The organism is Paenibacillus sp. JT22N15 (assembly GCF_059383755.1).
Genome location: NZ_JBXENV010000005.1, coordinates 208,631 through 228,097 on the forward strand (window position 1 = coordinate 208,631; position 19,467 = coordinate 228,097).

Consider the following 19,467-nt stretch of genomic DNA (forward strand, 5'->3'; position numbering starts at 1 on the left):
TTTGTTGTCACTAAGTGCGCGCCGCACATTCAGCGGACGTTAAGGCGGCATTCATACGGTGTTCATAATGGTTTGATAAGCTGTGCTTGTACAATTAAGCAAGGCTTATTGAAAGGAAGCGAACCCTATGAAGAATTGGAAAACACTACTAAGTACGATTGTGATAACGGCCACTTTGGCTGCATGCAGCGCCAATCAGACAGCAACGAATACGACTGCTGCTGCAGGCACGGAAGCGGCCGCTGCGCAGAGTGGCACACAAGCGGATGCTGGTGCTGGACAAGCGCAACGCGGTCCGGGCCAAGGCGGCATGATGATGGGAGGCACAATGGGCAAGATCAAATCCATTGATGGGCAGACCATTACGTTCTACAAATCTTCCTTCACGCCAGGTGACCGCCAAGGAGGCGGCGAGCCTCCAGCGCAAGGCGATGCACAGCAAGGTGAAGCGGGAGCGGCGCCAGATGGAACACAGCCGGAGCCGCCGGCTCAGGATGGTGGACAAGCTGCTGAGGGTCAGGGCGGTGGCCGGATGAATATGGAGAATATGTTCACCGAGGAGACGGTGGAAGTGACGGTGACCGATGCGACAACGATTACAGCCATTTCTTTCGAAAACGACCAGCGTGTGGAGACGGCCAAGACGCTTGCCGACTTGAAAGCCGATGACATTGTCACTTACACGTTAACCGACGGCACCCAGGATGCGGCAACGATTCAAATCGGCGGCATGATGGGTGGAGGAATGGGCGGCGGCCGTCCCGGCGGCCAAGGCAGCGGTGGCGGTACGGCGGGCCAAGGCTCGGATACAGCTGCTGACGCCTCCGAGGCAGCAGCTTCATAACGATATTGAAATCGCAAAAAGGAAAGAGCGGCCCTAATGGCTGCTCTTTCCTTTTTGCTTGTGAAAGAATAATAGACAAACTAATGGAATAGATTTTGTTATATTGAGTCCAAATGCTAACATCTCTGCTTGCAAAGGGTGGAATCCGACATGCATCGAACAAAATCATATATTAATTCCATTGATCTTTCTACGGTTGCAACGTTTCGGGCGCTGGTCGAAGCCATTGTGCCAAACACACCTGCGCTTGCCGTTTACGGAGCGGAGCAAACGGCTGGAGCAGTAGATTTGCACATTCATGAGTATATGATATGGGAATTGGATCATAGTCTTTCGCTTTTTTTAGGCACACATCTTACGGTCGTTCCGTTAGCTGCCCCAACGGCCCAAATGCTCAATGCGGGTGCGGTTCAACTCGTCACCTCTGGGCGTGCGCAGCATGCTCCAAATCATGCGGTTTGGGAAAGCAGCCCCTATGCCGCACTTTCTCCTATCGATAGGATTCGGGTTCTAGCAATGCTTGAGCAGCTTGATGTTGATCTTTGGAGCTTGCCCCCTCCGTACCAGTATGATGGAGGCATTGTCCGCTTTATGGTTGACTTTCTCAACAGGCAGACGATGTTTGGCAATTACTCGGAGTGGTCCGCGTATGGTACGACTCGGCTCGCTACGCCTACCGAGCGAAGATTGGAATATTTCCCGATCAGCTGGAAGCAGGTCGGTTACCCAGGCGTCGTTCCGGGTTACCGGGCGCTGCTCGGTTATAAGTTGACCATCGTTCGTGAGGGAGGGGAATCTACCATTGTATGATGCGGATGTAATCGTAATCGGATCCGGCGGCGGAGGTGCCGTTGCTGCCAAGGAGCTCGCAGAGGCTGGACTGCAAGTATTGGTGCTGGAAGCTGGCCCATGGTATGGAAATAAAAACTGGCAAAACCCGAACAGCGAGCGTGGAGGGGAATGGAGCTCCAGCTACAATGATCTGGATGTAGCTCTCTATAAGAAGCTGTACAATGGGTATGAGAACAACATGAATGATGTGGTGTCCGGCATGTTCCGCTTCGGTCCGGCAGACCGCCGGCGTACACCTTGGCATAGGGTTATGCGCCAGAAGGGAGACATCTGGCAGCTTTCAGGAGTTGGAGGAACGACCCAGCATTATTGGACGCAGTCGCCGCGGGCTTTTCCGATTGCAGTTGATGGGATATGGCCCATTAGCTATAAGGAGCTGATTCCTTATTACGAGAAAGCTGAAGCCACATTGCCTGTCCAGTTTGCACCGACGACTCCGAAAGAAGAGCTTTTTTACTACGGGGCTAAAAAAGCGGGCTGGCAGCTCATACCTACGCTCAATGTGACGACGCCAGGTTATCGCCCGAATCCAAACGCTATACTCCCGACAAATGAGCATCTGATGGACCCCAATTATTCATTGGAGCAATTATCCCACATGGAAGGGTGCACCTTGAAGGGGAACTGTGTCAACGGCTGCTCGGTCGGACCGTCCGTCGATAAAATCGCCAAGAGAAGCACCCTTGTCAGCTACATTCCTCTCGCTCTCAAAACCGGCAACGTTGCCATTCGTCCCAATTCCTTCGCGATTAAAATTTTAACCGAGCAGGACCCGAAAGAAGGGCTTCGTGCAACAGGTGTGCAATTTCGAGATACGTGGACAGGAGAAATCGGAGAGCTTCATGCAAAAACGGTCGTCATGGCTGCAGGCTGCATCGAATCTCCACGTCTGTGGCTAAATTCTGGACTGCCCCATAATGCTTGGGTAGGAAGAGGCTTGACCAATCATTGTTTTGACTGGGTTTCAGGCGTTTTTGATGAAAAGGAACTAATGAACATACTGGGCATGCCTGCCGTTTATCCGTATGTGGGGCACACTTCGGGAGCCAGAGTTGATATTCCGGGAACAGGGATTTTCCAAGTGTCCTGTTTGAGCCCGGGTTTAATGTCTTTTTTGACTTATGGCTTCAGCGAGGCAGGCTATAATGCCCTTAACCCTCCCGAGCCGGGAGCGCCTTGGGATATTCACGGCCGGGTCGTTGGTCCTCAATTGAAAGAGCTGATGATGAACTATACTCGAACGATGACGATGCTGCTTCTCACGGATGACGAAACGCTTTACCACAACAGGGTTGAGGTGGATCCGCTGCTGAAGGACGAGAACGGCCCAATTCCTGTTGTTTATTATACTCCGAGCAAAAAAACGCTGCAAAGACGTGACAAATTGGCCAGATATGCTTCCGAGACGCTAAAGCAAGCAGGAGCCAAAACGATTATTCGCTCGGATACGCCCTTCAGCTTTATGCTCCATATTGAAAGCACCATGCGAATGGGATACGTTACGGATACGAACTGCGAGGCGATGCAAGTCAAACGATTATTCATCGCTGATAACAGCGTGCATTTCAACGGAATCGGCGGTCCGAATCCGACCCTTACCACACAAGCGCTGGCCACACGAACGGCCGAAAAGATTTTTAATCAATATTTTGCATAACGCTAAATTTGTTATTTAGCATCTGTATGCATCCCCAAGCACATTTCGTTGACCACGCAGACAGGTACCCTCTCTCATTTTTGAAGGACAGAGGTTCCGCTATTTCCGCTTTTTTTCCGATTTCAGCCTGCACGCGGACAGGAGATCCGCTATTGCCCTCATAATTGTGTCAAAATGGCGATTGCTGGCGCATTAGCGGCTCCTGAGTCCGCAGGATTCTTCATAACCGTTATCCTGTTGAAATAGCGGATGCTGTGTCCGCCAAGTTTCTGAAACTCCGATTATCGTTTGCAATACCAACCTAGTAAGTGGCAGCAGGCGCTGCTCTAAATGCACATGAGGCCCCGGAGAGCAATGCTCCCCGAGGCCTCAATCATTTAAACTTTTCTGTCAGCCAATCAATTGCTCTGCTTGCTGCTCTGCCATAAGCAGCTGCTCTCGCACTTTGACAACCTCACCGATAATAATTAACGCAGGGTTGCTGAGCTGTACGGAAGCGGCCAGATGATGAATATGCTCAAGTGTGCCAGTAAAGGTACGCTGCCTCGAGGTGGTGCCTCGCTCAATAAGTGCAACGGGCGTCGAAGCGGCTTTTCCATGCTTCAGCAGTTCTTCGCGGATGGCGCCAAGCTGGCTGACTCCCATATAGATGGCTAATGTATCCACGCTATGTGCCAGCAGATCCCAGCGTACAGGCGCTTTATCGCCATGGCAGCGGGTGCCTGTGACGCAGGCGAAGGATGAAGCATGCTCGCGGTGAGTCAGCGGAATATTCGCCGCTGCCGCAGCTCCGATCGCCGACGTAATGCCGGGTATCACCTCATAAGGAATGCCATGCTTGGCAAGCTCCAGCGTCTCCTCGCCGCCGCGTCCGAAGACGAAGGGGTCGCCGCCTTTCAGGCGAACGACATTTTTTCCTTGGCTAGCGTATTGTATAAGCAGTTGATTAATTTTATCCTGTGGCATGGCGTGGGCGTTTGGTGCTTTGCCGCAATAGATGAGCTCGACGTTTTTGCTGGCATAATCGAGCAGCTCAGTGGTAGCGAGCCTGTCATACAAAATAACATCAGCCGACTGGATGCGCCGCATTGCTTTAACGGTAATGAGCTCGGGATCGCCCGGACCTGCTCCGACAATGTAAACCGTGCCTGCTGACTGCTTCATCATAGTCCACCTCCTTTGGAGGTTACTGCTCCAGCTGCTGCCGGTTCGGATTTTATCGTTGCTTTAGCGTTCAAAGCTTGGCTTGTCGGCGAATGATGGGACAAATACAGCAGCATCCCCGTAAATACTGCACCGCCAATAAAGTTGCCAATGAGTACCGGAATTTGATTCCATACCCACCAATCAGCAAAGCTGACATCAGCGCCAAGCAGCATGCCTGCGGGAATGACGAACATATTGACGACCGCATGCTCAAAGCCTTGGGCGAAGAAAATAACGATGGGCAGCCACATCGCAATGATTTTGCCGCCCGTTGATTTGGACGTCATTGCCATTACGACGCCGAGTGTCACCATCCAGTTGCACAAAATCGCTTTAATGACAACAAGCATCATGCCTTCAGACCCCATATGCTTGTAGCCGAGTGTTTTCGTTTCGCTAAGCTGAATAATCATTTGAATGAGCGGATTGCTCGTATCGGTGAACATTTTTGTTATGACTAAGCCGTACAGCAGCGCATATGCAGCGCAGCCAATTAAATGACCGACAATGACCCAGAAATAATTGGACAGCATGCGGGCTGCGGTCGTCTTGCGGGCTGCGGTCGTCTTGCGGGCAACGACAGATAGAGGGCTTAGTGCAAAGCTGCCAGTCACAAGCTCCAATCCAAGGAGGACGATGATCACGAACCCAGCGGGAAATACGAGAGCGCCTGCAAGGCCAAGCGAGGTTTGGCTGGCAGCCGTAAACGCAAGCGTTGTGGCAAAGGCCAAAATTGCGCCTCCGAGAAAACCGCGGATGACCATTTGCAGCGTGCTCGCATTAGCTTTCGCAGTCCCAGTATCAATCATTGTATTTATTACTTCTGCGGGTTTGATATAGGACATAATGATGTCTCCTTAAGATTAGGAATCGCCTAACATGCTCTTTATTATAGAAGTAAAGCGATGAGAATTGGAAATAAGTAATATTTATAAAAGATATAAATTATATAACCACGTAAATGGCGCCGTTATCTGGATCAATTTCAGTAGCAAAAGTCGTTACGCAGCCGTCATCCGGGTCCTTCACCAAACCGCTATGGAGGTCAACCTTCCAATCATGCAGCGGACAATGGACAACCGTACCGCATACCATGCCTTCGGATAAAAGTCCGCCTTTATGCGGACAACGATTTTCAATAGCGAGTACGCTGCCGTCCTCAAGACGGAATAAAGCAATTTCCGTCTCCTTCACGCGCACGGTGCGCGAGCCGCGAACATCAATATCAGATAATTTGCCAATCAGCAGTTTGCTCATATTTAATCCCTCCTGATGTTAAACCGGCAGTGGGCCGGCAATCGGTTCGAAGTTTTTACGCAATTCATCGTTATCCACAATTTCTTTCCAAGGGTCTGTCGTCAGGCTGAGCGTTTTCTGTACACGTTCAACGAGCGCGAGGCGGTCTTCTTGCTTCTCCAACGCTTTTTTGACCGTATCAAGGCCAACACGGTCGATCCAGTGGGCGGTACGCTCATTCCACTGGGCTGTTTCGCGGTAGTATTGCAGGTAAGCACCCGTCCATTCCATTACCTCGTCTTCTGTTTTCACCGTTGTCAGCAAGTCGCAGGCCCTTACCTTCACACCAGCATTGCCGCCAACATGAATTTCCCATGCCCCGTCAATCGCTACAACACCCAAATCTTTAATCGTTGCTTCCGCACAGTTGCGGGGACAGCCGGAGACCGCCAGCTTGAATTTTGCCGGAGCGTTCAGACGCTCGAAAGCCTTTTCCATCTTAATGCCCATGGCCATGGCATCCTGTGTACCGAAGCGGCAGAACGTATTGCCGACGCATGTTTTTACGGTCCGGAGCGTTTTGCCGTAGGCGTGGCCCGAAGCCATCTCGAGCTCCTCCCACATTTTGGGCAAATCCTCTTTTTTAACACCGAACAGGTCTAGGCGCTGGCCGCCTGTAAATTTCACTAGCGGCACATTGAATTTTTCGGCTACCGAAGCGATTTTAATCAAGTCTGCTGGAGTTGTGACTCCGCCATAAATACGTGGGACGACGGAATAAGTACCGTCCTTCTGAATGTTGGCGTGATAACGCTCATTCGTGAAGCGGGATTCCTTCTCATCCACATAATCTTCTGGGAACAGCATGCCCAGGTAGTAGTTGAGGGAAGGGCGGCACTTCGAGCAGCCTTCTTTGTTATTCCAGTCGAGCACATGCATCACTTCTTTGATCGTCATCAGGCGCATGCTTTGGATTTGTTCTACGATTTCGTCACGGCTAAGCGATGTGCAGCCGCAAATGCCTTCCTTCGCGGATTCGCCTACTGCGTCACCTGCGAACAAGTGCAGCAATCCTTCGATATCGGCCTTGCAGCCGCCGCAGGATGCGGATGCTTTCGTGCAGGCTTTCAGCTCACCGAATGTATGGCAGCCTTTGTTAAGGACTGCATCGCCGATGGCACCTTTAGTGACGCCGTTGCAGCCGCAGACGATTTCATCGTCGGGCATGTTTTCCAGCCGGCTAGCACTGCCGCCTGATTTGCCAAGCAAATCGTTCGAAATGCCGAGCAGCAGCTCCTTCTCGCGGCCTTCAATCGATTCACCGCTTTTTATGGAAGCAAACAACGAGGCGCCGTCCGCTGTATCGCCGAACAATACCGCACCAATCAGCTTGCCGCCCCGGATAACGATTTTTTTATAAGTGCCCGCCATATCATCTTGAATCCGCAGCGCCCGCGAGCCTTCCGTCTCAATAAAGCGCCCCGCTGAAAAGACATCGACGCCAGATACTTTTAGTTTGGTGGAAGTGACCGATCCGGCATAACCAGTCGTTTCGACGCCTGCAAGACGTTTAGCGAGCACCGCGCCTTGCTCATACAAGGGAGCCACAAGGCCGTAAGCAACGCCCCTATGCTCTACACATTCGCCAAGTGCCGATACATGGGCCATATTCGTATTCATAAAATCATCGACGAGTATGCCGTTGTTATAGTCAATACCGGAGCTTTTCGCCAAATCCACATTCGGGCGTATGCCGACGGCCATCACGATCAGGTCGGTAGCCAAATGGCTGCCATCGGTAAATTGCAGCTCCTTGACTCTGCCGCGGCCTGTAATTGAAGCGGAGTGCTTGCTGAGCAGAAATTTCATGCCTTGAGCTTCAAGTTCCTTTCTCAGCATGAGCGAGGCTGCCTCATCGAGCTGGCGTTCCATAATATAAGGATGCTTATGAATGACGGTGACTTCCATACCGAGATTGAGCAAGCCGCGGGCAGCTTCTAAGCCGAGCAGGCCTGCGCCGATAACGGCTGCTTTTTTATACGATTTGGCTGCGCTGAACATTTTCTCGCAATCTTGAATATCGCGGAAGGCAATGACGCCTTCTTTATCTGCGCCGGGAATAGGGAGCATAAACGGCTTGGAGCCTGTTGCGATAACGACTTCATCATAAGGGGCCTCCATGCCGCTTTCGGAAATGACGACTTTGCGCTGCGTATCAATTTTTTTGATCGCTTGATTCGTATGAAGCGTAATGTGGTTGTCCTTGTACCAATCCCAATCATTAATAATGATATCTTTAAGCTCGGTGCTGCCTGCCAAGACGGTGGACAGCATAATACGATTATAGTTAGGGTGCGGCTCCGCACCGAAAATCGTAATCTCATAAGTGTCTGGGGCCAGCTTGAGCAAATGCTCGATTGCACGAACGCCTGCCATGCCGTTGCCGATAAGTACTAATTTTTTAGGGATTGTCATCATGGTTCTCTCCTCTCAAATAGGGCAGCTCTGTCTGGATAAATATAAAAAGCCTGATTTCGCTCCCAAGGACACAGTTGTGCTTCCTTGGTAGAACGAAACCAGGCTCCATTGCCGGTTCAATCGAATACGCCATTGTACTCGTGAAAAACGTTATAGTTGATAGTGCTACTATACACTGGATTTTTATATCATGTCAATATACCTTACGTAAATTGTTGCATAAATTGAAGTGTCGACAAATTAAAGGAGTTTGTGTTATAAATATTCACAACAGTCAAATAGGAGGGGGCGCTCCTGAATGCGTTCTTTATTACTTATTGAACATAAAGCTGCCGATTGGGAGCCTGTAAGACCGAAAAACCAGGCAGACCGCGATTTAAGCAGGCTTTTGCCCGAAGTTATATTGGAGTCCGGCGGTTATTTTGTATTGCATGGCGGCAGCGAGGAGCTTGCGCGCAAGCATATCGCCCAATCGGATGCAGTTGTATTGAATCTCCCATTAAACGAGGTAAAGTACTGGGGCACTAAACTGCTGGGCTGGAAAAAAATTCCGATGCTTTGGTGGTGCAGTGCCGAAACCGCGACGCTTTCGAATGCTTTTTGCGAGGATGATCTTCCGGTGGATGGCATCATAACGCCGCTTATGAGCGAGCAGGAGCTGCATTGGGCATTCCATTTTGGAGCCAAGCAATGCAGTGAGCGGCAACAGTGGCATTTGGAACGCCAGCAGCTGGAGGGCCGTCTGGAAGAACGAAAATGGATTGATATGGCGAAGGGCATTTTATGTGACATTAAAAAAGTTTCCGAAGCGGAGGCTTATGATTTGCTGCGCAAGCAGGCTATGAATGAGCGCAAACGCCTTGTGGATGTAGCGACGTCCATTGTAAAGGTATATCAGCTGCTGCAGGAGCAGAAATAAGGGGGAGTACCGATGATTACCAATCTATTGAAGGAAGTCGGGCGCGGGAAGAGGGGCGCGCGTGATTTGACCTATGATGAAGCGGTGCAAGCAGCCGAATGGATTGTGAATCTGGAGGCGACTCAGGCGCAGATCGGTGCTTTTTTTATGGCGGAGCGAATTAAGATGGAAAGCGTTGAGGAGCTTGAAGCTTTCGTCAACGTGTGCCGGAGCCAGGCCCGCCGCGAGCATGTGCAGGAGGGAATTGACTGCGCAGGGCCATACGACGGTAGGAAAAAATCATTTTACGCCACATTCGCCACCTCCTTCGTCTTAGCGGCTGCCGGATTGCCGGTCACGCTGCACGGTACAGCTTCCCTTCCTCCAAAATGGGGCATTACGCTGCAGGATCTGCTGCTCGAAATGGGCATAAATCCGAAGCTGCTTTCGCAGGAGGCATCGCTTGAAGCTGCAAGGGAGACGGGCATTCTGTTCGTTCCCGCAGAAGAGTGGTGCCCGCCGCTTAAGCGACTGCACGGGCTGCGCGAGGAATTGGGCATGCGAACGGTATTGAACACAGCTGAGAAGCTTGTGGATTATGGACATTCGCCTTATCTCGCATTCGGCGTTTATCACAATACGGTATTTGACCGCATGTCGAAGCTATTGACGAATTTGAATTATAAGAAGGCGCTCATTGTGCAAGGGACGGAGGGCTCGGAGGATTTGTTCATCGAGCGGCCAACTAGAACGTATCAGGTAGAAAATGGCGAAGCCAGCCTGCAAATGATTGACCCAGATGCCTATGGACTGGAGCTGCCTGTACCCGACGTGGACTGGACGCCCGCGGAGCAAATGGCTGTGACGGAGGCCGTGCTTAATGGAGGCGGGCATCTCGCTTTTATGAATCAGGTGCTGCTTAACGCTGCGGTCCGGCTTCATTTGGCAGAGCGAGTCGATTCCATTGAAGAGGGCTTGTACACGTGCAAGGACTTGATCGACAATGGGGTGGCATGGGAGCTCTATGAGAAGTGGAAGGTTAGCTTGCTCATCTCGGAGCAGCAGCAGCTTCATAAGGCGACTGTGACGACGCCGTAATTTTAACCGTGAATAGAATCTATGATTTACATGAAAAAAAGCAGTCTTCAAGCTCGCGTCGCGGGCAATTTGAAGGCTGCTTTTTGGTATGGGATGAATTAGTGATCATCGAGCACATTTTTATATTGACTGGAAAATAGCGGTTGTTTATGTTTTAAACGTTCAATTTCGAGCTTAATAATGGATTGCTCCTTAACGATGTATTCCACATCTTGTTTAAGGCTGGTAACATTTTGATTCAAATGCGAAACTTTGTCATGCGTATGACGAAGTATGCTAATGACATCGTCATTTTGCGATTGTTCCATGCGCCCCAGCTGGATTTGAATTTGATCAAGACGCGTGTCTGTTTGGTCAAGGCGATTATCCACATGGTCAAAACGCTTGTCCATTTGGTCAAGGCGACTATCTACATGGTCAAAACGCTTGTCCATTTGGTCAAGACGCTTATCAAACTGATCAAGCCGTTCGTTCGTTTGCTGCGCAAATTGGATCAATAACTGTTCAATACGGTTAATTTGTTCGCTCATTTAACAGCCTCCATGTAGTCATTGAATCTAGTATAACATGTATCGAAATTTCAGCAATGGCCTAGTAGTCGTCTAAACGCAGCAAAGCAGGCGATGCCAGATCGCCTGCCTGAACCGTACACAATCAAAACCTAAAATCACAGCTTGTCCAATTGCTGGAGCAGCAAGGACTCAGCTTGCAGCAGCATACTCTAGCTTAGTAAAGGGAAATCGTTAACGTATCCTTCTCATGATACGAATGCAGCGTAGCTTCGCTGCCGACGATTTCGACGCTGATCAGCGACTTGATACAGAGCTTGAGCGCATTTTTGCCAGTGTTCAGCTTGCGGTTCAGTACATCGGTAAGTTTCTCGACAGCTTTTTTATTCGTATCCGTTATATAGACGGGAATCGTTTTATTTTGAAACAACAGCATTGTTTTCATAAAGGAATTCCTCCGCTCATTGGTTAATTTTAATTTTACTTTACTTGATGAATCTTAAGCGAATCTTAAAAAAAAGTTATGAAAAGGTTACAAAATCGTAATTTTTTCTAAAAACATAAGAATGTATAAGTTTGCACCTATAATAGGCTTCTATTTCTCGGACTGAAACGCGCCTTGCCGCCAAAGAGCAGCGACAGCCGTTTCACCTTGTAATGCGCCATTTTGGACCGGATTCCGCTTTTGCTTGCGAAAATCGGACGGGGTGCAGTTCAACGTCTTGCGAAACACTTTAACAAAATAGCTGATATGGTCGAAACCGACCTCCAGCGCGATGTCTGAAATTTTGCGTTCCGTGTGCAGCAGCAGCTCGGCCGCCTGGTTTACCCGATAGGCGTTCAAATATTCAACCGGCGTCTGCCTCGTCATTGATTTGAAAAAACGGAAAAACTGTCCTTCGCTCATCGGAATTTGCTCCGCCAGCTCGCCTATGCGTATTGGTCTGCGATAATGCAGCTGGATATAGAGTATGCTTTTCTTAAGCCGCTCTATTCGGGTTCTGTCGTCTGTTCTTGCTTCGCTGCGATTGCATGCCCGGTTCTCAATAGCGATCTCATGCAGCATTAAGTAGAAATACCCTTTCACCGCAGCCTCGAATCCGGCATAGGGTGCTCTGCAGCAGTTAATCATAGAACGGAGCAGGAAGAGCAGCTGCCGCTTCCAACCACTGTCCGGTGATATATGTCTCGGAAACGTCTTTTTCTTCTCCTGGAACGGACGAACGCAGGTTTCCTGTACAGCATCGTAGCTAGTGCTATCCAGCCAGCGAACGTCAAATACGATGGCGCAATAGGTGCAGGAGGAGCCATTTAAAGAGTGTCCGGCATGAATATCTCCGCTGTCGATGAAGACGGCTTCGCCAGCGCGAACGGGAAAATACTCGGTGTCAATCTGGAAGAGCATCTCGCCCTCCAGCACAACTAGAAACTCAGCCTCGTCATGCCAGTGACAATCTACATTTACCTCGCCAGGTGCATATTCCATCCAGTAAGCAGCAAGAGGAAAGGTAACATCGCCATGCATGCGGTCTTCCCTGAGCGAATGACGCAGCGTCAAATCCATTGCAGTCAACCTCCGGTGATGAAGAAATCAGAATGGTGTTATAAACGGGCATAATTCTGTTAGTTTGTTGCTTTGCTTATCAGTATAATGCAAAATAGAACGATTTTAAAGTCAAATAATCGATATAAAAGCAGAAAGGTCGGTTCTATTATGAAATTTACTGACGGCAACTGGATGCTGCGTAAACAGTATGACCTTCTGGGCGCGGTACAAGCCCATGATTTCGAGCAAAAGGATGGCGTGCTTACGGCATATGCGTCTCCGCGTCCTATTTTGTCACGTTCCAATATGTTAGATACGATGCTGCTTACGGTTCGGTTTCATTCTCCGATGCCGGGCGTTGTCGGCGTTAAGCTGATTCATCACATGGGCGTGCGTGAGCGCGGTCCTGTATTCGAGCTGACGAAGGAAACGGGAACTTTCGTTACTATAGAAGAAACAGAAGAAGCAGCGATCCTGACAAGCGGCAGCCTGAGCGTTCATATTCGTAAAGGTCCCGAGTGGTCAGTGGATTTCTACCGCGGCTCCGAGCGCATTACCGGAAGCAGGCAGAAGTCGATGGCGTATATTACGGAAGGCAAAGAGCAAGCCTATATGCGTGAAGAACTGGATCTTGGTGTAGGCGAATGGGTTTATGGCCTCGGCGAGCGTTTTACGCCTTTCGTGCGCAACGGCCAGGTCGTCGATATTTGGAACCAGGACGGTGGCACAAGCTCCGAGCAAGCGTACAAAAATATTCCGTTCTATGTAACGAACAAAGGTTATGGCGTATTCGTCAACCAGCCGGATCTCGTTTCCTTCGAAATTGCTTCGGAGAAAGTGAAGAAGGTTCAATTCCATGTGCCTGGCGAATCCCTTGAATATTTCGTCATTGATGGTCCAACGATTAAAGAGGTGCTTGGAAAATATACCGCACTGACAGGCAAGCCTTCTTTGCCGCCGGCATGGACGTTCGGCCTGTGGCTGTCGACCTCTTTTACAACAAATTATGATGAAGCAACGGTTAATTCCTTCGTCGATGGCATGGAAGAGCGCGGTTTGCCGCTGCATGTATTCCACTTCGACTGTTTCTGGATGCGCGATTTCCATTGGACGGATTTCAAATGGGATGAGCGGATATTCCCGGACCCTGTCGGCATGCTCAAACGCCTGAAAGAGAAGGGGCTTAAAATCTGCGTATGGATTAACCCTTACATCGCGCAGCGCTCCCGTCTGTTTGAAGAGGGCAGAGACAATGGCTATTTGATCAAAAAGCCAAATGGCGACGTATGGCAATGGGATATGTGGCAGCCGGGCATGGCTATCGTGGACTTCACGAATCCTGCGGCATGCGAATGGTACAAAGGCTATCTGCGTGAGCTTGTAGATATGGGCGTTGACAGCTTCAAAACGGACTTCGGCGAGCGCATTCCGACCGATGTGGTGTACCATGACGGCTCTGACCCTGAGAAAATGCACAATTTCTACACGTACCAATATAACAAGGTTGTATTTGAGGTATTGGAAGAGAAGCTGGGCAAAAATGAAGCTGCGCTGTTCGCGCGTTCCGCTACCGTTGGCGGTCAAAAGTTCCCCGTTCACTGGGGCGGCGATTGCTACGCGGATTACGAGTCAATGGCTGAATCGCTGCGCGGCGGCCTGTCGCTGGGCTTGTCCGGCTTTGGCTTCTGGAGCCACGATATCGGCGGCTTTGAGAGTACAGCTCCAGCCCATGTCTTCAAACGCTGGCTTGCGTTTGGCTTGCTTTCCAGCCACAGCCGCCTGCATGGCAGCAGATCGTACCGGGTGCCTTGGGCGTATGATACAGAGGCGGTTGATGTTACCCGCTTCTTCACGAAGCTCAAATGCAGCCTGATGCCTTACCTGTTTAATACAGCTGCGCAAGCGGTGGAGCAAGGTTTGCCGTCGATGCGTGCGATGGTGCTGGAATTTCCGGAAGATCCAACTTCCGAGTTCCTTGATCGCCAGTACATGCTGGGTGATTCCATCATGGTTGCCCCTGTATTCGACGAAAATGGCTTTGTACAATATTATTTGCCGGAAGGCAGCTGGACGCATCTTCTGACTGGCGAAATCGTAGAAGGCGGAAAATGGCTTAAGGAAACGCATGACTTCCTCTCGCTTCCATTGTTTGTTCGTCCGAATTCAATCATCGCAATCGGTGCGAATGATACGAAGCCGGATTATGACTTTGCTGACGGCGTGAAGCTGACGGCTTACAGCCTCGCTGATGGAGCATCTGCATCATCCACCGTTCGCGACATTAAAGGCGCTGCCGAGCTGCTCGTTACTATGAAGCGCGAAGGCAAGGAAGTAGCCGTTAAGGTACAAGGCAGCGGTAAAGCGCTCAGCCTGGCTCTACACGGTATTGGCGAAATTGCTAAAGTGGATGGCGCTGCTTCGCTTCAAGACGGCACGGTATCAATTGCTGCTGGTGCGAAAGAAACAGCATTTACGATTACGCTGAAGTAATTGAAATAAAAACTGAAATAAATATTGAAAGAAACAAACGGCATAATGCCGGATGTGCTTTTAAAAACAGACCAACGCCTTGTGACGACCGCATCAACAGCCGTCGCAGGGCGTTTTTTTCTTAGAGTAAAAGACAGCATTCAACAAAATAACATATAAAAAGACTAATAAGACAGCTGTTTTTTGCAGCGCTCCTTCTATATAATTTGAAATGTAAGGTACAAGACTTGAGAAACTAAATTCACAATATAAAGGAGTGCGGCCAAAGTGGGACAAATCGGAATTGGTTTACAATTGTATACGCTCCGTGACGCAACAGCGGAAGACTTCGAGGGCACGCTGCGCAAGGTTGCGGCAATGGGATATGAAGGCGTGGAGTTTGCAGGCTACGGCGGTATTGAAGCGGAAAAAATGCGTGACTTGCTCCAAGAGCTTGGACTTAAAGCAATCGGAAGCCATATCGGCCTGCATTTGCTGGAAAGCCAACTGGATGAAGAAATCGCTTACTTGAAAACGATCGGCGCAAAATATGCGATCTGTCCTTATTTGCTGGATGATCAGCGCAGTGCTGAAGCTTGGGCGAAGCATTTTGTAGCTTTTGAGGAGTATGGTAAACGTTTCCGCGAAGCGGGTATTGATTTTGCCTACCATAACCACGATTTTGAATTTAAAGTGGAGATCGACGGCAAAGAAGTATTTGATGCGCTTTATGAGCGAATCAGCCCTGAGCTGCTGAAAGTGGAAATGGATATCGGCTGGGTACAATTTTCCGGCAAAGATCCACTCGCTTACATTGCGAAATATGCAGGACGTCTGCCTTTGCTTCATTTGAAGGACTACCGCGACAACAATGGCCAATTGCCAATTGATACGGTAGAACTTGGCCGTGGCGATCTTCCGCTGCTTCCTATCATTAATAGTGCGGTTGAAGCGGGTGCAGAATGGTTGATCGTTGAGCAGGACACTTGCGCAAATCCTCCGCTTGAAGCAGTAGCGGAAAGCATGGACTGGCTGAAAAACAATTTTCTGAACGCTTAATTCGCAAATAGGGAATGACCTTATCCATTATTTATTGAAAAGGCAGGGATACATTAATAATGAGCAAAATTAGAGTAGCAGTAGTAGGTTGCGGTTCCATTTCGAAATATCGTCACATTCCGGAGTATGCAGACAATGCAAATGTAGAATTAGTCGCATTCGTTGACCCGATTATTGAGCGTGCAGAAGGATATGCCGAGAAGCATGGCGGCAAAGCTTTTGCAGATTATAAGACGATGCTGGCTGAAATTAAACCCGATGCCGTTAGCGTATGTACACCGAACGCGCTTCATGCACCAGTAGCGATTGCAGCAGCAAACGCTGGCGCACATGTATTGGTTGAGAAGCCAATGGCAGCTACGGATGAAGAAGCGGCAGCAATGATTGAAGCGGCAGCGAAAAACGGCGTTAAGCTGATGGTTGGACATAACCAACGCTTCATGCCGCCGCATGTAAAAGCGAAAGATTTGCTGAAAACGGGCATTATCGGCAAAGTTTTGACATTCCGTACGTCGTTCGGCCACCCGGGCCCGGATGCATGGAGCATTGATGGCGCGGAAAGCTGGTTTTTCCGCAAGCCGGAAGCAATCATGGGCGCAATGGGCGACCTTGGCGTGCACAAATCCGACTTGATCCGCTGGCTGCTTGACGATGAAGTGGCGCAAATTGCTGGCTTCGTTGGCACAGTAGATAAAGACAGCGATGTAGACGACAATGCAAACTGCGTGCTTCGTATGAAGAGCGGCGCGATGGGTTCGCTTGTAGCGAGCTGGACTTATTACAAAGGCGAAGACAACAGCACGATTTTGTGGGGCTCCAAAGGCGTTATGAAAATCGGTACGCACCCGGAAGATCAAGTCATCATTGAACTGCGCGACGGTACAGTAGAGCGCTACAAAACAGGCGAAATCTCCACAAATGAGAAGCAGCTGTCGAGCTTTGTTATCGATAAATTCATTGACTCCATCGTCAATGACACGACTCCACCTGTAACAGGCGAAGAGGGCCGCAAATCGCTTAAAGTCATTTTGAGCGCCTTCGAATCCCAAGCAACAGGCAAATTCATCGACATCAACTAATCTCCATCTATATAAGGGTTTTAATTAAGTATGTGTTACATGATTTTACTCACTATATGGTAGGGATAACGAGCCAAGCGCGTTATCCCTCAAAAAACTGCCTTCGCCGAGTTAAATGGTGGAGGCTTTTAAATTTGCAGGTGAAAAGTGGCAAGTGGTGGAGAGAAAGGTTTGAGCTGGAGAAGCGATAGCGTTCGTTTTTGCCTTTTCATTTCAACCTCAGAGAGGTTTAATTCAAGAAATGCAAAGGCAATGACGATGTTAGGCCAAGCCTTTCACGCAACAGCGCAGCTCCTATTTCACCATCCTATTTCACGTCTCTCCGTCTTAAGGAGGAGAGACACTCGGGCGCTGGTATTGTTTTTAGCTTAGTATATAGCATTATAGAATAGCATGTGGTAAATTTAGCTTAACAGCAAGGAAGTTTAATTCACTATTCGATAATATCGAATAGCTGAGGCTTTTGCATTTTAAGCAAAGCAGGGAGCGTCGTGTATGAATGTGCAGTTCAAGAAAGGTGTGCTGGAGCTATGCGTTCTCGTCTTGACGTCTGAGGGAGACCGTTACGGATATGAACTGGCAGTGAAAATATCGTCCAAATTCGAGGTGGCCGTTGGGAGTGTATACCCGCTGCTCAATCGCCTAACGCTGGAAGGCTACTTCTCGACTTACCTTAAAGAATCGAATGAAGGACCTCCGCGGAAATATTATCAACTGACGGAGGCGGGCTGGCAGCATATGCGAGGGCTCATTCATGAATGGTCGAGCTTCTCGACAGCCGTAAATGAAATTATTGAGGAAGGAATCCGTCCATGATGATGACGAAACACAATTATATGAGCGAGCTGGAGAGGCTGCTCGCGAAAGTGCCGGATAAGCAGCGCCGCGAGTGGCTGTTCGATTATTACAGTCATTTTCAGCAGGCAGAAGAAAATGGGCAGAGCGAGCATGAGGCTGCATTGGAGCTAGGCGACCCAAGGCAGATTGCGAGCGAACTGCTGCTTGGTTATAAAGTACAACGGGCTGAAGCGAAGAAAAGCTTCGGCAATACGTCTAAGGCGGTGCTTGCAACAGTGAGCTTGGGATTTTTCAATATCGTATTTGTACTGGGGCCTTATGCGGCTGCAGTTGGCGTGCTTATTGCCCTATGGGCGACTACTCTAGCGCTTGGATTGGCAGGCGTCACAACGGTGCTGGAGAGCACGTGGAGCGGCATGTTTACACTAACCCAAGCAGCCTCTATTGGGCTCGTCTGCATTGGATTGAGCATTTTGCTGGGCATAGGCGTTAATGCTCTGACAAAAGGATTTTTCGCTGCAACGATTAAATATTTGAAGTTTAATACGAAAATCATCAGGGGGAAAAAACAATGAGAAAGGCAATTGCAGTTGCGCTTATATTAATTGGAATCGGCTTGGCCGGAGCGATATATTCTTTTAGCTGGGATGAGCTGCTGTCCTTCGGAACGAAGCCTGTATCGCAGGAGAAAACAGTTGATGCAGCTGGCGTAAGCAGCTTGACGGTAGAAGCTGGCTCGATGGATATAGAAGTGGTGCCAGGGAGCTCGGATAAGATTGTTGTACACTTGGAAGGCCGGGCAAGCTCGAAATATTTAAACAAGCTAAAGCTTGAGACGGAGCAGGATGGCGACAGGTTAGTCATTAAAAGCAGCTTTAATACGGGTTTTACCATCGGTATCAACTATTCTTCATTTAAGCTGACGGTAGAGCTGCCGGAGCGCCAATGGGATGAGGTGACGCTGAAGGCGAACAGTGGCAACGTCAGCGCCTCCGATATGAACAGCCGCACCTTGGCGATGCTAACCTCATCAGGACGTGTGAAGGGGGAGGATTTGTCTGCGGACGAGATGGATTTTGAAACGACAAGCGGAAAAATTGAGCTGCTTGGCGTAACTGGTGAGAGCATGAAGCTGGATGTCAGCTCCGGCAGCATCAAGATAGAAGACTATAAGGCAGAAACGGTCGAATTCAACACGACAAGCGGCAATGCAAGCTTTATTAATGGTACGGGAGAGCTGAATGGCCAAGCGAGCAGTGGGAAAATAAGAGTTGAATCGGAAACCATTACTCATAGCATGAAGCTTGACGTTACCTCTGGCAATATCGTCGTTGAAGCTAAGCGGCCGCCACAGTCTGCCGAAATTAAGCTGAAAACAACATCCGGCAGCCAGAAGGTCGAATGGGACAATGTTCAAACGGAAAAAGAGGATGATCGTTCCTTTGCTGGCACAATTGGGACTGGATCGGACCTTTCAATTGATTTGAAAACAAGCTCGGGCAATATTACGCTCAAATAGCGTGTGCAAAATAAGCAGCAAGCTGAAAGTCCCGCAAAGCCAAGCGCAGCGGGGCTTTTTTCTGTTTTTTAAACGGTTTGCGCTTGGAAAATGAGGGGTTTATGAGCGGATTCTAATATGGCGGAGCATTCATTTGGATGACAAGCTGGCGAAGAGTGAAAAAAGGCAGTTGCGGCTATTCTTTCACCCGGATTTCCAAAGTGAGATGATTCTCATAAA

At 49.4% G+C, this 19,467-nt stretch carries 18 protein-coding genes; 11 read left to right on the top strand and 7 right to left on the bottom strand.

The genetic code is table 11. The features are described from left to right. The first annotated feature begins 127 nt into the window (after positions 1 to 127). The 3 genes from AC50X8_RS11720 (at position 128) to AC50X8_RS11730 (ending at position 3,353) form a co-directional block, all read left to right on the top strand. Positions 128 to 844 carry a hypothetical protein gene (locus AC50X8_RS11720; protein ID WP_494879878.1) on the top strand — a complete coding sequence of 239 codons (717 nt, stop codon included), beginning with the start codon at positions 128 to 130 and terminating at the stop codon, positions 842 to 844. Positions 845 to 994: 150 nt separating this feature from the next. Continuing rightward, complete coding sequence (locus tag AC50X8_RS11725; RefSeq protein ID WP_056033948.1) at positions 995 to 1,654, top strand: hypothetical protein; 660 nt, start codon at positions 995 to 997, stop codon at positions 1,652 to 1,654. Next, positions 1,647 to 3,353, top strand: a complete 1,707-nt coding sequence (locus AC50X8_RS11730) for a GMC family oxidoreductase N-terminal domain-containing protein (protein ID WP_056033945.1) — start codon at positions 1,647 to 1,649, stop codon at positions 3,351 to 3,353. Before AC50X8_RS11725 ends, AC50X8_RS11730 begins: the two co-directional genes overlap by 8 nt. A gap of 390 nt (positions 3,354 to 3,743) precedes the next feature. Here AC50X8_RS11730 and cobA read toward each other — a convergent pair whose 3' ends face one another. The 4 genes from cobA to nirB form a co-directional block, all read right to left on the bottom strand. Further along, a complete protein-coding gene (cobA, locus tag AC50X8_RS11735; RefSeq protein WP_494879881.1) occupies positions 3,744 to 4,517 on the bottom strand; it encodes a uroporphyrinogen-III C-methyltransferase in 774 nt (257 codons plus the stop codon). Next, on the bottom strand, positions 4,517 to 5,404 hold the full coding sequence (locus AC50X8_RS11740) for a formate/nitrite transporter family protein (RefSeq protein ID WP_494879887.1): 888 nt from the start codon (positions 5,402 to 5,404) through the stop codon (positions 4,517 to 4,519). The genes cobA and AC50X8_RS11740 overlap by 1 nt, the downstream gene beginning before the upstream one ends. A gap of 100 nt (positions 5,405 to 5,504) precedes the next feature. Then, entirely contained in the window at positions 5,505 to 5,816 is a 312-nt protein-coding gene (nirD, locus tag AC50X8_RS11745; protein ID WP_056039167.1) for a nitrite reductase small subunit NirD, read from the bottom strand. Positions 5,817 to 5,834: 18 nt separating this feature from the next. Next, the gene (nirB, locus tag AC50X8_RS11750) at positions 5,835 to 8,270 is read right to left on the bottom strand and encodes a nitrite reductase large subunit NirB (RefSeq protein WP_056039168.1); all 2,436 of its coding nucleotides are present in this window, start codon (positions 8,268 to 8,270) and stop codon (positions 5,835 to 5,837) included. Positions 8,271 to 8,571: 301 nt separating this feature from the next. Here nirB and AC50X8_RS11755 point away from each other — a divergent pair, with 301 nt between their 5' ends. Both AC50X8_RS11755 and AC50X8_RS11760 read left to right on the top strand, forming a co-directional pair. Further along, positions 8,572 to 9,192 (top strand): ANTAR domain-containing response regulator, encoded by a 621-nt coding sequence (locus AC50X8_RS11755; protein WP_056039171.1) that lies wholly within the window; start codon positions 8,572 to 8,574, stop codon positions 9,190 to 9,192. Positions 9,193 to 9,204: 12 nt separating this feature from the next. Further along, on the top strand, positions 9,205 to 10,269 hold the full coding sequence (locus AC50X8_RS11760; RefSeq protein ID WP_056039173.1) for an anthranilate phosphoribosyltransferase: 1,065 nt from the start codon (positions 9,205 to 9,207) through the stop codon (positions 10,267 to 10,269). Positions 10,270 to 10,367: 98 nt separating this feature from the next. Here the strand turns inward: AC50X8_RS11760 and AC50X8_RS11765 are convergent, their stop codons facing one another. From AC50X8_RS11765 to AC50X8_RS11775, 3 genes are all read right to left on the bottom strand, one after another. Then, positions 10,368 to 10,799: an HlyD family secretion protein gene (locus AC50X8_RS11765; RefSeq protein ID WP_056039176.1), complete on the bottom strand. Its 432-nt coding sequence runs from the start codon at positions 10,797 to 10,799 to the stop codon at positions 10,368 to 10,370. A 196-nt stretch (positions 10,800 to 10,995) separates the two neighbouring features. Next, positions 10,996 to 11,223 (bottom strand): hypothetical protein, encoded by a 228-nt coding sequence (locus AC50X8_RS11770; RefSeq protein ID WP_046228538.1) that lies wholly within the window; start codon positions 11,221 to 11,223, stop codon positions 10,996 to 10,998. A gap of 150 nt (positions 11,224 to 11,373) precedes the next feature. After that, positions 11,374 to 12,342 (bottom strand): helix-turn-helix transcriptional regulator, encoded by a 969-nt coding sequence (locus AC50X8_RS11775; protein ID WP_494879890.1) that lies wholly within the window; start codon positions 12,340 to 12,342, stop codon positions 11,374 to 11,376. 150 nt (positions 12,343 to 12,492) lie between these two features. Between AC50X8_RS11775 and yicI the strand changes: the two genes are divergently transcribed. The 6 genes from yicI (at position 12,493) to AC50X8_RS11805 (ending at position 19,248) form a co-directional block, all read left to right on the top strand. Continuing rightward, positions 12,493 to 14,814, top strand: coding sequence for an alpha-xylosidase (gene yicI / locus AC50X8_RS11780; protein WP_056039180.1), 2,322 nt, complete (start codon positions 12,493 to 12,495; stop codon positions 14,812 to 14,814). 267 nt (positions 14,815 to 15,081) lie between these two features. Continuing rightward, the gene (locus AC50X8_RS11785) at positions 15,082 to 15,852 is read left to right on the top strand and encodes a sugar phosphate isomerase/epimerase family protein (protein ID WP_056039181.1); all 771 of its coding nucleotides are present in this window, start codon (positions 15,082 to 15,084) and stop codon (positions 15,850 to 15,852) included. Between the two features lie 59 nt (positions 15,853 to 15,911). Beyond that, positions 15,912 to 16,931 carry a Gfo/Idh/MocA family protein gene (locus AC50X8_RS11790; RefSeq protein ID WP_046228542.1) on the top strand — a complete coding sequence of 340 codons (1,020 nt, stop codon included), beginning with the start codon at positions 15,912 to 15,914 and terminating at the stop codon, positions 16,929 to 16,931. A 495-nt stretch (positions 16,932 to 17,426) separates the two neighbouring features. After that, on the top strand, positions 17,427 to 17,747 hold the full coding sequence (locus AC50X8_RS11795) for a PadR family transcriptional regulator (RefSeq protein WP_046228543.1): 321 nt from the start codon (positions 17,427 to 17,429) through the stop codon (positions 17,745 to 17,747). Next, complete coding sequence (locus AC50X8_RS11800) at positions 17,744 to 18,304, top strand: HAAS signaling domain-containing protein (protein WP_056039184.1); 561 nt, start codon at positions 17,744 to 17,746, stop codon at positions 18,302 to 18,304. Before AC50X8_RS11795 ends, AC50X8_RS11800 begins: the two co-directional genes overlap by 4 nt. Continuing rightward, on the top strand, positions 18,301 to 19,248 hold the full coding sequence (locus tag AC50X8_RS11805; RefSeq protein ID WP_494879893.1) for a DUF4097 family beta strand repeat-containing protein: 948 nt from the start codon (positions 18,301 to 18,303) through the stop codon (positions 19,246 to 19,248). Before AC50X8_RS11800 ends, AC50X8_RS11805 begins: the two co-directional genes overlap by 4 nt. The last annotated feature ends 219 nt before the right edge of the window (positions 19,249 to 19,467 follow it).